Genomic DNA, 13,754 nt, shown 5'->3' on the forward strand with positions numbered 1-13,754 from the left:
GCGGGGCCGGGCCCGTCGGCTGTCAGCTCATGGGCAGCCGGTAGCTGCGCTCCCCGCCGCCGGTCGGGACCACCCGCACCTCGCCGCTGCGCAGCCCGTACGTCACCGACCAGCGGGTGTGCGGCTGCCGCACCGAGTCCAGCACGCGCAGCGCGGTCGGGGCGTCCACCGTCCCGCCGGCGGCGTCCAACGCCTTCGCCAGCAGCCCGTACCGGTGATCTCGCCGCAACTCCTTGTCGGGCACGCCGGCAGCCTGGACGTTGGTCAGCGCCCGCCAGGGACCGCGCTTCCGGTCAGCCCGCATGACGCCGTCGACGAACTCCACCACCGCCGAGGCGCCGGTGGCGTCGGCCAGCAGGTAGTGCAGCGCCGGCCCCCCGGCGAAGTCCAGGTTGTAGCGCTCGAACACCGCGATCGCCTCGTCCACCGTGGCCGCCGAGTCCAGCACCAGGCGCAGGATCCGCACCGAGCCGACGGTCGGGCGGCCCGGCACCGGCCGGGCGGTCGCCGCGTCGTCGGCCGCCAGCCCCACCGCCAGGCCCCGCTCGTTCATCCCGTCGAAGGGCAGCAGCGGCGCGTTGAGCAGCCGGCGGTCGCCGGTCGGATCGGCGCCGACGCCGAGGTAGGCGATGTCCACCAGGGAGATCGAGGCGTACGCGTCCGGCGGGTCGGCCCGCAGCACCAGCGCCGGGTTCGGCTCCCAGTCGAAGTTCCGGGCGAACAGCGGCTGGTTCCGGTCACCCAGCGCGGCAAAGAGCGAACAGCCGAACGGGCTCGCCTGCGGGGTGCCGGCGACGCCCGCCATCGGGTCGTAGTCCCCCACGTAGGTCATCTCGTACAGCGGCAGGTCGTCGACCTTGCGGAGACTGGCCAGCGTGCGCTCCACCTGACCCGGATCCTGCCGGGAGGCGGTGGGGACGGCCCCCGGCGTCGGGCTCCCGCCGGCGTTCGGCGCGGCCGCCAGCGGCGCCGGGCTCGGCCTGCTCTCCGCACAGCCGGTGGTGAGGAGCAGCAGGGCCAGACCGGTGGCGAGCGATGTCCTGCGCATGTCCGCGACGCTAGAAGAGCCAGCGACGATTGTCCATCCGGTCAGCCGGGCGGGATGCGGGACAGCTGCGCCTCGATCGCCGCCGGATTCAGGGCGGGACGTCCACCGGGATGGCCGACGGTGGCCCCGGCCGCGGCGACCGCGTACCGGGCGACCTCGGGGTACGCCTCGCCGCGCAGCAGGCCAGCGGTGAGCGCGGCGACGAAGGCGTCCCCGCCGCCGGTGCTGTCCACCATGGGCGTCTCGGACAGCGGCACGAAGAGTTCCCCGTCCGGCCAGACGAAGGCGTTCCCCTCCCGCGCCACCTCGACGGCGACCAGCCCGGGCCCCCGGGCCAGCAGGTCCCGGCCGGCGCGTAGCCCCGCCTCGGCGTCCTTCGGCGGATCGCCCACGAGCAGCCCGGCGTCCCGGGCATCGGCCCGGAAGACGTCGGCGAGGGCGAGCAGGTCCGCCGCGCCGGCCGGGTCGTCCGGCGCGCCGTCGAGCACCACCATCCGGTCGGCGGTACGGGCGCAGCGGGCCGCCGCGAGCGTGGCGGGCAGCGGCTGCTGGAGCTGGACGACCACCGCCCGGGCCGCCCGCAGCACCTCCTCGGCACCGGTCACGTCCGCCTCGGTCAGCAGGGTCGCCTCGGGGATGTCCTCCAGGTAGCGCCAGTGCGCCCGGGCGTCGACCACGTCGACGATCAGCGCGCTGGGCGTGTCGGCGCGGCGCAGCACCGGGGCGACGTCGATGCCGTCGCTGCGGGCCCGGCCCAGCAGCCGGTCGCCGACCTCGTCCTCACCGACCACGCCGAGCAGCCCCACCCGCGCGCCGAGCTGGGCGAGCCCGACGGCCTGGTTGGCCCCCTTACCGCCGAGCAGCTCCCGCCGGCACCGGACGGGAGCCGTGGCGGACGGGCCGGGCACCTCGTCCACCAGCAGGACGAGATCCCGCACCACCTGCCCCACCACGATCGCGTCGAGTCCGGCCATGCCGCGCTGATACCCGGGCCACCGCCGGTCACGCCCTGCTACGGCCGAACGACTGCGAACATGAAGCAGCCGTACACCACGTTGCGGCTGTGCAGACGGTCCACCGCCGGGTCGGCGAAGAGCTCCGCGATCACCGCCTCCGGGTCCCCGCCGTCGTGCCGCCGGCCGCCGACGATCCGCCCCCGCCGGTCGTACGCCCGGAGCACCTGGGGCCGTCCCCGCCAGTCGGCCGGGTACCCCGTCACGTCCGCCCGGCCGGGGCAGTCGACGGCGTGCGCGAAGATCGGCCCGACCTCCCGGTACGGCCCGGCCGGAATGGGCGGGGCGTACCCGAACAGCAGCAGCGGCTCGCCCGGGGTGGCGTCACGGAGGCAGCAGCGCAACGGCTCGCCGCCCTCGGCGCAGCACCGCTCCAGCGGCTGGCCGCAGGCGTCGCGGCCGGTGCGCCGCACCTCGGCCAGCACCGGTGGGGGCACGGGCCGGATCAGGTAACCGGTGGTCGTCTTCATGTCCCCAGCCTGGCCCGTGGTGGGGCGGTCGGCTGGCGGCGATCGGACTTCGCGTTGCGGCCGCCCTGGGCCGCTCGGCACGGGCCGCCCCCCTCGGGCGGCCCGTGCCCTGGTCAGCGTCGGGAGACCGGGATCTGCAGTTCGGTCACGCCCTTCTCCGGCGCCTCCTGGCAGTAGTCGAGGTAGACCTCGCGGGCGTACCCCTCGGCCCGCCAGCCGTTCTCCTCGATCCACCGGGCCAGCACCTCCATGCTGGCCTCGACCTCGTCCATCGACCCGTGGTGCACCAGCGTCGCGGCCGTGGGCAGCGCGGGCAGGTCGACGACGGCGAAGTCCCGGGACACCGACGGGTCGACGCCGACGGTCGCCCCGGCGTGCACCACGACCGCTTCCCCCTCGCCCACCGGCTCATACCAGGCGATGGCCGGCCCGGTGAGGCGCACCCGCGCCTCGTCCAGCCGGCGGAACAGTTCCGGGTAGAGCGGCTGGATCACCGGGCCGATGTCCGGCGTCTCGTAGCTTGCGGCGACCGCGGTCAGTTCCGCGATCCGCACCGCCGGAATTTCCTTGAGCACGACGTCCTTCGTGGTCATCCGACCCTCCGTCTCGAGCATCCGGAGCCTCGCCTCGATCCCGGCCAGCCGGGCGGTGTCCGCGGCCACCTGCGCCGCGAGCTGGGCGCGGCGCAGCCGCAGCATGCCCCGCAGCTCGGCGGCGTCCAAGTCGTCGTCGAGGACGGCGCGGACCTGGTCCAGGGTGAGCCCCAGGTCCTTCAGGGCTATCACCCGGTTGAGTCGGCCCAGCTGCGCCGCGCGGTAGTAGCGGTAACCGGTGTGCGGATCGACGACGGCCGGACGGAGCAGCCCGATGCCGTCGTAGTGCCGCAGCATCCGGACCGACACCCGGCCGAGTGCGGCGAATTCTCCGATGGTGAACATGGCCCCCTCACGCTCGCCCCTGACACGGTGTCAGAGTCAAGCGCGGCCGTCACCGGCGGGACGCGACACGCCGGGTGGCGCGGGGGCCAACCAGCCGGCGGACCATCGGCACGGCGTTCCACTTCGCCGCGCCGACCAGGTCCCGCGCGTGCTCCAGCACCGTGTAGTCGGACCGGGCCAGGCCGTCGGCGATCGCCCGGTCCAGATCGTTGCCGCAGCGGGTGAGCACGCTGTCGAAGTCGCGGCGGACCGGTTCGAGCAGGTCGTAGCCGAAGGAGCGGTGCAGGCGGGCGAAGAGCGGCTTGTAGAGCCGGGCCCGCTCGTGCAGCCCGGACGAGTAGGACATCGGGTTCTTCGGGCGTCGGCGGATGTAGTCGGGCAGCACGTCGGCGAAGGCCCGCCGGACGATCCACTTCTCCTGGCCGTCACGCATCTTCAGGTCGAGGGGGATGCGCATCGCCAGCTCCAGCACGCTCAGGTCGAGGAAGGGCACCCTGGCCTCCACGCCGTGGTCCATGCTGGCCCGGTCCACCCGCTGCAACTCGGTCCGGCACAGGTTGCGGATCTTGTGCAGCACGAGCCGGCGGGACTGCTCCGGGCCGACCTGGCGGTACATCGGGTAGCCGCCGAACAGCTCGTCCGAGCCGTCCCCGGTGAGCACCACCTTGACGCCCAGCTCGTGCAGGCGCCGGAAGATCGGCACCGAGACCACGGCGTTGATGATGTCCCCGTACTCGGTCAGCTCGGAGATCCGGATCGCCTCCCGGATGTCGGCCAGCCGGATGTCCCGCGGGCGCAGCTCGATCACCTCGTGCGGCACCCCCAGGTCGGCGGCGAGCCGCCGGGCGTACACCACGTCAGGGCTGTCCGGCACGCCAACGGTGACCGCCACGCAGTCCGGGTGCAGCTGCCGGGCGTGCAGCAGAGCGAGCGCGCTGTCCAGTCCACCGGAGAGGACCACGCCGACGGTGAGGTCGGTGTCGAGCCGCATCCGGATGCTGTCGGTGAGCGCGACCCGGACGAGCAGGGCGGCCTCGTCCGGGTCGTCGATCACCGGCAGCCCGGCGCCCAGGCGGAGCAGGTCCACGTGCGGGCGCAGCCGGACCCGCCCGTCGGGCTCGGCCCAGCCGTGGTGCCCGGGCGGCACCTCGCTGATCGGCGCGCCGTGCCCGACCAGGGCCTTCACCTCCGAGGCGAGATGCAGGCAGCCCGGGCCGCGGGACCAGTAGAGGGGCTTCACCCCGACCGGGTCACGGGCCAGGTACGCCCGACCGGTGGCCCGCTCCACCACGGCGAAGGCGTACTCCCCGCGCAGCCGGTGCACCGCCTCCTCGCCCCAGTGCTGGAACGCGGCGAGCACCACCTCGGTGTCGCTCGCGCTGCGGAAGGGGTACCCGAGCCGCGCCAACTGCGAGCGCAGCTCGTGGTGGTTGAAGATCTCGCCGTTGTAGCAGAGCAGGTGCCGTTCGTCGGGTGAGACCCAGGGCTGCACCGCCCGCTCGCGGTCCACGATCGGCAGCCGGCGTACGCCGACGAGCAGGCCGTTCTCCTGCCGGGTCTCGGTCACCTCGCCCCGCGGGGCGAGGACGGCGAGCATCCGGCGGAAGGTGGCCGGGTCGGCCTCCGGCCCGATGCTCACCGCGATCCCGCACATGCCCGTCACATCCCCATCTCGACCTCGTACGCCCGCCGGAACCGGCGGCGGGCGTCGGGCGCGAGGCAGAGGTGCCAGGCCTGGCCCTCGTCGACCACGTTGATCTCGCCGGCCTCCTGCCGGGCCAGCAGCAGGTCGACCAGGGTCTCCCGGACGCCGAAGCGCCGGAACCAGGCCATCTCCACATCGGCCGCCCAGCCGAGGCAGTGCCCGCTGGGCACCATGGCGGCGTACCCCAGGCGGCGCAGCCGGTACTGGTGCTCGGCGCTGCGGGCGAGGCTGGTGACCCAGAGCGGCGGGGTGCCCGGCGGGGTGGCCAGGGCGAATTCCCGGCCGATGTCGTTGAGCAGGGCCACCACCTCGCGCCGGGCCCGGCGGAACATCAGCCCGGCGGTGCGCGGGGTCGCGTCGGGCAGCAGCCGCCGGCGTACCGCTCGCAGCCCGCGGCTGAGGACGCCGGCGGGCTGTTCCTGGTAGCGGAAGGCGAGCAGGCCGCGGCGGCGCAGCCACTCCAGGTCGACCAGGTCGATGCTGGTGTTGACCTGGCTGTCGGTGAGGAAGGTCGGACTGTCCCGCCACCACATCACGTCGATGCGGGAGAGCAGGTAGATCCGGACCAGCGCGGTGAGGTCGTGCGCCGAACTGCGGGCGTTGGGCTGGTAGCGGGTCATCTCCAGCAGCAGGGTCTCCCGGGCGCCGACGAACCCCTGCGACGTGGCGTCGAGGACCGCGGCGATGGCCGGCTCGCGTAGCCGCTGGTCCAGCAGCACCTGGCGGGCGGTGGTCGAGGGTGCGTCCGCCAGGGCGCCCACCTCGACCAGCAGCTCCGCCACCGCCGCCCGGTAGGCGGCCAGGTCCGGCGCACCGGCGGGCCGGCGCCCGGCGGCCGGGGGCAACCGGCGGGCGGGTGCGGTGGCCGCGACGGTGGGCCCGGGCTGCTGGCCGGGGCTTCGGCTGGGCACACGCATGGTCGGGTCCCCTCTCCGGGCAGGACACGGTGTGGTCGAAGTCACCGTAAATGCCAGGAACGGGAGGTCCCCGAACAATCCTCCTATCTCCCCCTAAGGAAGACGAGCCGCCGCGTCCGGTCCGGAAAGCGCCTGCACCCAGCCGTACGCCGGCGCGGCGGGCAGGTCGGCGTCCCGGCCGGTCCGGACCGCGTCGGCGAGGTGCAGCGCGGCGCCCAGAGCGGCCCGGAACAGCAGCGAGCCGGTGCTGACCCGGGCCACGGCGAGCCGGCCCAGGTCGGCCAGGCCCGGCCCGCCCGGCCGGTGCAGCACGTTCAGGGGCCGGCCGGCCTCGACCGCCAGCCGCTCGACGAGGTCGTCCGGCGCGCCGGGGACGAAGAAGCCGTCGGCCCCGGCCACCCGGTACGCCCGGGCCCGGTCCAGGGCCTCCGCCAGCGCCTCAGGCACGCCCAGCCACCAGGCGTCGGTGCGGGCGTTGACGAAGAGCTCCGGCACCGCGGCCTTCACCGCCGCGATCTTGGCGGCGGTCAGCTCCGGCGGTGCCAGGCTCCCGTCCGGGCGGCCGTCCTCCAGGTTCACGCCCACCACGCCGAGCGCGGCCAGCTCGGCGACGTAGTCGGCGACCGCGTCCGGGTCGTCGCTGAACCCGCCCTCGACGTCCACCGTGAGCAGCACCGGCAGGTCGCGCAGCCGCCGGGCGAGGTCGAGGTTCTCAGCCCGGGTGGCCCCGGCCGCGTCCGGCTTCCCGCCGGCAGCGGCGACCCCGAGGCTGGTGGTGCCGATCGCCGGATGCCGCCGGGCCGCCAGCGCCGCCGCGGAGGCGTGGTCCCAGGCGTTGGGCAGCAGCAGCGGCCGGCCCGGCCGGTGCAGGGCGTGGAAGGCGGTGGTGCGCTCACTCATCGGACGGTCACCTCGATCTTGGTGGGGACGCGCAGGGTGGGGTGGGCCGGGTAGCCGACCGGACCGGCGGTGCCGCCGCAGCGGCGGCGGAGCACGCCGACCACCCCGGCGGCCAGGGCCAGGGCGTGCCGCTCCCCGGGGCAGCCCCGGGGTCCGGCGCCGAAGGTCAGCGACCCGCCGGGGCGGCCGGGGTGGAACCGGTCCGGTTCGGGGTGCACGGCCGGGTCACGGTTGGCCGCGTCGAAGCGGAGCAGCAGCGGGGCGTCCGGGCCGATCTCCCGGCCGGCGAGGCGCAGCGCGGCGGTGGTCACCCGCCGGGTGGCGCGTACCGGCGGGTCGAGGCGCAGCACCTCCGCCAGCAGGTCGCCGGTGGACAGCGCCGCCGGCGCCGCGAGGCCGTGCCGGACGGCCGCGCCGATCAGTCTGGCAGTGGCGTCGCAGGCCTGGACCAGCAGCCCGATCCGGTTCGCGGCGACCTCGGCCGGGGCCGGTGGGGACATGGCCAGCAGCGCGGCCACCGCCCGGTCCGCGCGGACCACCGCCGCCGGGTCGGCGCCCGGGTGGTACGCGGCGGCTACCGCCGCCACCGCCGGCCCGGCCGCCGGATCGGCCAGGCCGAGCCGCGCCGCCAGGACCGCCAGGGGTACGCGCCGGGCCAGCCGCGCCATCACGTCCACCCGGCCCGACGTCGGCTCGTCCACGTCGGCCCGGTCGCGCCCGGTGCCCAGGCCGACCTGGCCGTTCGGCAAGGTGGTCACCCGGTTCAACACCTCCTCGGTCAGCCCGGCCGCGGCCGCACGCAACTCGTCCGGGTCGAGGCCGGCCAGTGCGGCGACCCCGATCGCCCGGCGGGCGGCGTGCGGGTCCGGGGCGCTGAACCGGCTGACCGTGCCGCGCAGCCAGGCGAGGGTGCCGGGCGGCCCGTCGGGCGCGACGGGCACCACGCAGCGGTCGTCGGTCAGCACCGCGAGCACGTCGGCGTGCCGGGTGACGACCCATCCGTCGTCGAGAAGTACCGGCGCCCCGCACGGTGGCGTCCCCGGGGCCTGCGGAATCTCCGGCCAACTCATCCCCCGACCGTAGGCCCGGGTCGCTTCGGCCCCGACCGAACGATCCCGCCCTTCGATCATGAGGTTGACGGCGATGTCGATCTCCGAAACCGCCGCCAACCTCATGATCGACCCTGCCGGGGGTGGGGTGGGCAGGGCGGCGGGTGGGTCAGGCGCGGGCGGGGCCGGTGTCGCGGGCGGGGGGTGGGGCGAGGTCGGCCGGGGTCAGGCCGAGGGCGGCGGCGAGGGCGGGGCGCCCGGCCGGGGTGAGGCGGACGGCGCGGCCGGTGCCGCGTGCGGTCCAGCCGAGGTCGAGGAAGCGGCGACACAGCGCCGCCCCGAGCGCGCCGGCCAGGTGCGGGCGGCGCTCGGTCCAGTCGAGGCAGTCCCGGACCAGTGGGCGCCGGGCGGCCCGCAGCGCCTCGACGGGCACCCCCAGCTCGGCGAGCCAGGCCATCCCGTCCGGGGTGACGGCGAGGCCGCCGGTCCGGTCCAGCACGCCCCGGTCCAGCAGCGCGTCGTGCAGCAGCACGCCGAGCCGGCCGGCCAGGTGGTCGTAGCAGGTCCGGGCGTACGCCAGGGCGGCGCCGGCCGAGGCGGCACGCAGCGTGCGGGGCGGCGCGGGTGGGGCGGGCGCGTGCCCGGCCAGGTCCTCGATGAGCTGGGCCGCCGACGGGCCGGCGAGGCGCACGTAGCGGTGCCGGCCCTGCCGCTCCTCGACCAGCAGGCCGCCCTGCACCAGGCGGGTGAGGTGGTCGCTCGCGGTGGAGGGCGCCACCCCGGCGGCCCGGGCCAGCTCGCCCGCCGTCCAGGCCCGCCCGTCGAGCAGGGCCAGGCAGAAGCCGGCGCGGGTACGGTCGGCGAGCAGCGCGGCGAGGCCGGCCATCGCGCGCCCGTCGGTGCTGGTGCTGGTCATCCCCCCATGCTGACACGCGCACCGTTCGGCCCCGACCGACACGTGCGACAGCTCTTTACATCGTTGTATCCAACGTTGTAGAAAAGTGGGCACGGCAGTGACCTCCGTCCATACCCGAGGCAGGTCTGATGGGACACCTCCACCGCGGCGGCGTGCTCGCCGCCGTACTCGCTCTGGTGCTGACCACGACGGCGGCCGCGCCGGCCGCCGGCGCCGCCCCCGACCGCTACCACAATCCGATCGCCGCCGGCTACGCCGACACCTTCGCCGACCCGGTGGTGGTGCGCGGCGACGACGGCCTCTGGTACGCCTTCGGCACCTCCGACCCGCTGCACGAGGGCGAACGCCACGCGCACCGGGTGCCGATCGCCCGCTCCGCCGACCTGGCGGACTGGGCGGACGTCGGGGACGCCTTCGCCCCCGACCAGCGACCGTCCTGGGCCGCCGCCGGGGCGGCGTTCTGGGCCCCCGACGTGCGTCGGGTCGCCGGCCGCTGGGTCATGTACGTGACCGTCACCGACACCACCGTCTCCGGCGACACCTTCGACACCGCCATCGGAGCGGCCACCGCGCCCACCCCGGCGGGGCCGTGGACGTTCGCCGACGAGCCCGTGGTCGCCCCGCGTCCCGGCGGTGGCGGCGGCTTCCTCTGGACCATCGACCCGAGCCAGTTCACCGACGTCGACGGCCGGAACTACCTGTACTACGGCAGCTACTACGGCGGCGTCTCGATCATCGAACTCTCCCCCGACGGGCTACGGGCGGTCGGCGCGCCGACCCTGGTGGCGATCGACAACAAGTTCGAGGGCAGCTACGTGGTCCGCCGCGACGGCTGGTACTACCTCTTCGCCTCCACCGCGAACTGCTGCGCCGGGCCGGCCACCGGCTACTCCGTACAGGTCGGACGGTCCCGGAGCCCACGCGGCCCGTTCGTGGACCGGGACGGCCAGCGGCTGGACGTCTCCCGGGCCGGCGGCACCCCGGTGCTCACCCAGAACGGCAACCGCTGGATCGGCACCGGGCACAACGCCGTGCTGACCGACCTTTCCGGACAGGACTGGATCGTCTACCACGCGATCGACCGGGCCGACCCGTACCTGGACGAGCCGTTCGGCATCAACGAGCGGCCGATGCTGCTGGACCGCCTCGACTGGGTGGCCGGCTGGCCGACGGTGAACGCCGGCGCCGGCCCCTCCGACGGGCCCCGGCCCGCGCCCGTCACCACCGGCCACCCCGACGCCCGGTTCGACTCGGCCGACCTCACGGGCTGGCGGGCCGACGGCGCCTGGCGAGTGGACGACGGGCAGGTCACCGGCAGCGGCACGCTGACCAGCCGTACCGCCGTCGGCGGAGACGTGCGGGCCGAGGCCGACCTGCGGCTGGCCGGCGCGGCCACCGCCGGGCTGCGACTGGGCCCGGTGGACGTCCGGGTCGGCGACGGCCGGCTCAGCGTCCGGGAGGCCGACGGGGCGATGGCGGACACGCCGCTGCCCGCCGGGCTCGACCTCACCGACCCGCACAACCTGGCCGTCGAGGTACGCGGCCGGCAGCTCGTCGCCGAGCTGAGCCCGGCCCGCCTCGGCGACCAGCTCGCCGTGGTGACGCTGCGGCTGACCCGCCCGGCGGCCGGCCCGCTCGCCCTGCTCGCCGCAGGCGGCGCGGCCGCGTTCGACAACGTCAGCGCGGCCCGGCTGTACCGGCCGGCCCGGCGGACCGTCGCCCCGCCCACGGTCGGCGAGCTGCTGCCCGGCTGGTCGGACGAGTTCACCGACGGGCTGGACCCGGCCTGGCGGTGGATCCGGCGCAACCCGGCGGCCATGGTGGCCGACGGGGCGCTGCGCTGGCCGGTGGAGTCGACGGACCTGGTCGGCACCGGGAACACCGCGGGCGTGCTGCTGCGTGACGCCCCGGCCGGCGACTACGTGGCGGAGACCAGGGTGACCCTCGACCTCGGCGAGGACAGCGTCCGCAACTACCAGCAGGCGGGCCTGGTGGCATACGTGGACGACGACCGGTTCGCCCGGCTGGCCCAGGTGGCCATCTGGAACACCCGCCAGGTCGAGTACGGCTACGAGCTGCCCTTCGCCGGCCGGACGGTGTACGGCGGCACCATCGTCGGCACCCCGGCCACCACCACCTGGCTACGGCTGGCCCACCACGTCGACCCGGTCACCGGCGAACACGAGTTCCGGGCCGGCTCCAGCCGGGACGGGGCGAACTGGACGTGGGGTGGGGTGTGGACCTTCCCGGCCGGCACCACGCCCGGCATCGGCCTGGTCGCGCACGGGGGTGCCGCGCCGCCGGTGACCGCCGAATTCGACTACCTGCGGTTCTACCGCTGAGCCCCGGAACGGGGCCGTCCCCCGGGGGAGGCCCCGGCCGGGTCAGCCGCCCGAGCGTGGACATGCGGGGGCCAGGGCGCTGACCGTCCGGCTCTCGCTCTCGTAGCTGCGCGCCGCGACGAACTCCCCGCCGGGGCGGTCGACCCCGGCCACCGCCCGGGCCCGGCGCCGGTCGGCGTCGCGGAACCGCAACGCCAGGCTCAGGTGCGGGATCCACCGCCCCGGCAGGTGCCACGGACGCGGGCCGGGCGCCTCGGCGAGCACGTCCCAGACCGCGCCGTGCAGGGCGACCAGTTGGGGCGCGGGGCGGACCAGCCAGACCAGCGGTGCGGTGCCGTCGAGCACCTCCACCCGGCCGAGACGGGCCGGCAGGGGCAACACCGCGTCGCAGAGGTCGGCGAGGCGCTGCTCGGCCCCGGGCGGGAACTCGTCGACCGAGGCGAGGGTCAGGTGCGGCCGGTTGGGCGGGTGGGCGTTGCGGGCCAGGCTGGGCAACCCGGCTTCGGCCAGCCGCTGCCAGGCCGTCCGTACCGCCTCCTCCAGCTGCGGAGAACAGAGCAGCTCGACCGTCCGCACGCCGTCAGGCTAGTCGCCGGCGGTGTGCCGCGACGTCCCGTGGGGAATGCGCACCGGATGAGCGTGCTGACCGAGACCGACGAACGCCACCTGCGCCGGGCCATCGCGCTGGCCGCCGCTGCCCGGGACGCCGGGGACGGCCCGTTCGGCTCGCTGCTGGTCGACGCAGGCGGGCGGGTGCTGGCCGAGGAGGATCGTCGTCAGCATCCTCCCAAATTTCTCTACAATGGACTGTAGTGGCGATCGTGTGTCGGACTGGCGGGTTTGCCAAGCGGGTGGGCCGTGCGGTGAGCACAGGGCGCCGGTGGGAGCTCGAAGAGGCAAGCCTGACTATGGAGGTCGGCCGGTGAAGGTCACCCGGATCGCGTACTCGACGGCCCTGAATCCTGGTAAGTATGTGGCTTTGGTGGAGCAGGCCCGCCGGTTGGGTCGGGTTCGCAGCGAGGTGTGACATCGGTACGGGTCGATCGCCGGGGTCGGGTCCGGACTGACCGATCGGCAGGTGCGGGACCGGTGGCTGGCCGACGGCACGCACCTCCAGTTCGGGGTGCTGGCGAACGCGTGGAAGGAAACCGTCCGCGACGCCATGGCCGACATCGGGGCGAACCTCGAGGCGGCCAAGGTGCAGGTCCGGCGGGCGATCACCCGACGCACCGACGATCCGGCCGAGCGCAAGCGGATGTTCACCTCGCTGAAGGCTGACCGGTGGGCCGGTGACCCGTTCCTGGCTCGGCAGATGCGCAAGCACTGGAAGCGTGGCAGCAACCACACGCATGATCAGATCGTCGTGCGCGCCGACCGACACAACACCGTCACCGACGCGCGCGGCCGACTGTGGCTGGCCGTTCCCGGCCTCGAACGCCGCCGGATGGTTCGGATCCCGCTGTCCACGTCCGTCGCGCCGACGGGGACGCTGCGGCTGATCCTGCGGGGTGGCCGGGTTGAGGTGCATTACCAGATGGACGCGTCACTGATGCGGTCGTCGCAGCGGCCCTGCGGGGACCGGAGGCTCGGCGTAGACAAGGGCTACACCGAAGCCCTGACCGACTCCGACGGCCAGCCCCACGGCATCAGCCTCGGTCAACTGTTGACCAGCGAGTCGGACCGGTTGAAGGAACGCAACCGGCGTCGGGCCAAGCTGCGCTCGATAGCGAACACCGCCGCGCTGCGCGGTGACCACGCGAAAGCGCACCGGATCAGGTCCAACAACCTCGGCAGCGTCAAGCGGGACCTGCAGGCCGCCCGCCACCGCGCGCAGGTACGTACGGAGATCTTCACCGCCGTGCACCGGGTCGTCGACAAGGCCGCCACCGTGGTCGCCGAAGACCTCACCAAACACTTCGCCGGCCGCAAGAGCCTCGGCAAGAACATCAACCGGCGTCTCGCCGCGTGGACCAAAGGGGTCACCGCCGAGGCCCTGAAAAGCGTGTCGGAGCGCAGAGGTTCTGCACTCGTGCACGTCAACGCCGCCTACACCTCACAAACCTGTCACCACTGCGGCCGGCTCGGCCGACGCGACGGGGACAAGTTTCACTGCACCTGGTGCGGGGTGGCGTGGCAGGCCGACGTGAACGCCGCGATCAACATCCTGCACCGAGCCGGCGACCCCGACATCGCCCTGCACACCCCCCACCACGAGGTGAAGCAGATCCTGCAGGACCGGACCGATCGCCACCGGACCAGACTGCCGGTCCAGGACTCCAGCCCGGCAATAGCCGAGCGGAGAGCGAACCATCCCAACCGCGAGCAACAGGTGGGAAGCAGGTCAACATCGAACGGACCGACGGCGACATCACCGCGCACCCGTAGCTGAAACGGGCCCTCTGGGCGGCCCGGCACTTCTGCCCCGACGCGGCCGCCGTCGCGACCACGTAATCGAG

Annotated in this window: 13 protein-coding genes; 3 read left to right on the plus strand and 10 right to left on the minus strand. The window is 74.8% G+C overall.

Going from position 1 to position 13,754, the window contains the following annotated elements:
• Positions 1 to 22 precede the first annotated feature (22 nt).
• The 9 genes from ACFYOS_RS27800 to ACFYOS_RS27840 all read right to left on the minus strand — a co-directional run bounded on the left by ACFYOS_RS27800 (position 23) and on the right by ACFYOS_RS27840 (position 8,956).
• Complete coding sequence (locus ACFYOS_RS27800) at positions 23 to 1,048, minus strand: carcinine hydrolase/isopenicillin-N N-acyltransferase family protein (protein ID WP_387147746.1); 1,026 nt, start codon at positions 1,046 to 1,048, stop codon at positions 23 to 25.
• A gap of 41 nt (positions 1,049 to 1,089) precedes the next feature.
• The gene (locus ACFYOS_RS27805; RefSeq protein WP_387147749.1) at positions 1,090 to 2,022 is read right to left on the minus strand and encodes a PfkB family carbohydrate kinase; all 933 of its coding nucleotides are present in this window, start codon (positions 2,020 to 2,022) and stop codon (positions 1,090 to 1,092) included.
• Positions 2,023 to 2,060: 38 nt separating this feature from the next.
• Positions 2,061 to 2,531 carry a DUF1203 domain-containing protein gene (locus ACFYOS_RS27810; protein ID WP_387147752.1) on the minus strand — a complete coding sequence of 157 codons (471 nt, stop codon included), beginning with the start codon at positions 2,529 to 2,531 and terminating at the stop codon, positions 2,061 to 2,063.
• A gap of 113 nt (positions 2,532 to 2,644) precedes the next feature.
• Positions 2,645 to 3,469, minus strand: a complete 825-nt coding sequence (locus ACFYOS_RS27815; protein ID WP_387147755.1) for a MerR family transcriptional regulator — start codon at positions 3,467 to 3,469, stop codon at positions 2,645 to 2,647.
• 49 nt (positions 3,470 to 3,518) lie between these two features.
• Positions 3,519 to 5,123, minus strand: coding sequence for an asparagine synthetase B family protein (locus ACFYOS_RS27820; RefSeq protein WP_387147827.1), 1,605 nt, complete (start codon positions 5,121 to 5,123; stop codon positions 3,519 to 3,521).
• A gap of 5 nt (positions 5,124 to 5,128) precedes the next feature.
• The gene (locus ACFYOS_RS27825; protein WP_387147757.1) at positions 5,129 to 6,091 is read right to left on the minus strand and encodes a hypothetical protein; all 963 of its coding nucleotides are present in this window, start codon (positions 6,089 to 6,091) and stop codon (positions 5,129 to 5,131) included.
• A gap of 93 nt (positions 6,092 to 6,184) precedes the next feature.
• Positions 6,185 to 6,991: an isocitrate lyase/phosphoenolpyruvate mutase family protein gene (locus ACFYOS_RS27830; RefSeq protein ID WP_387147760.1), complete on the minus strand. Its 807-nt coding sequence runs from the start codon at positions 6,989 to 6,991 to the stop codon at positions 6,185 to 6,187.
• Complete coding sequence (locus ACFYOS_RS27835) at positions 6,988 to 8,061, minus strand: cytochrome P450 (protein ID WP_387147763.1); 1,074 nt, start codon at positions 8,059 to 8,061, stop codon at positions 6,988 to 6,990. The genes ACFYOS_RS27830 and ACFYOS_RS27835 overlap by 4 nt, the downstream gene beginning before the upstream one ends.
• A 148-nt stretch (positions 8,062 to 8,209) precedes the next feature.
• Positions 8,210 to 8,956 carry an ArsR/SmtB family transcription factor gene (locus ACFYOS_RS27840; RefSeq protein ID WP_387147766.1) on the minus strand — a complete coding sequence of 249 codons (747 nt, stop codon included), beginning with the start codon at positions 8,954 to 8,956 and terminating at the stop codon, positions 8,210 to 8,212.
• Positions 8,957 to 9,084: 128 nt separating this feature from the next.
• Here ACFYOS_RS27840 and ACFYOS_RS27845 point away from each other — a divergent pair, with 128 nt between their 5' ends.
• Positions 9,085 to 11,298, plus strand: a complete 2,214-nt coding sequence (locus ACFYOS_RS27845; protein ID WP_387147768.1) for a family 43 glycosylhydrolase — start codon at positions 9,085 to 9,087, stop codon at positions 11,296 to 11,298.
• 42 nt (positions 11,299 to 11,340) lie between these two features.
• Here the strand turns inward: ACFYOS_RS27845 and ACFYOS_RS27850 are convergent, their stop codons facing one another.
• Complete coding sequence (locus tag ACFYOS_RS27850; RefSeq protein WP_387147771.1) at positions 11,341 to 11,874, minus strand: 2'-5' RNA ligase family protein; 534 nt, start codon at positions 11,872 to 11,874, stop codon at positions 11,341 to 11,343.
• A 57-nt stretch (positions 11,875 to 11,931) separates the two neighbouring features.
• Here ACFYOS_RS27850 and ACFYOS_RS27855 point away from each other — a divergent pair, with 57 nt between their 5' ends.
• Positions 11,932 to 12,111, plus strand: a complete 180-nt coding sequence (locus ACFYOS_RS27855; protein WP_387147774.1) for a hypothetical protein — start codon at positions 11,932 to 11,934, stop codon at positions 12,109 to 12,111.
• A gap of 265 nt (positions 12,112 to 12,376) precedes the next feature.
• Positions 12,377 to 13,687, plus strand: a complete 1,311-nt coding sequence (locus tag ACFYOS_RS27860; RefSeq protein ID WP_387147777.1) for an RNA-guided endonuclease TnpB family protein — start codon at positions 12,377 to 12,379, stop codon at positions 13,685 to 13,687.
• Positions 13,688 to 13,754: the final 67 nt, after the last annotated feature.

It is taken from the genome of Micromonospora sp. NPDC005806 (genome assembly GCF_042871425.1).
Taxonomy (GTDB): Bacteria; Actinomycetota; Actinomycetes; order Mycobacteriales; family Micromonosporaceae; genus Micromonospora.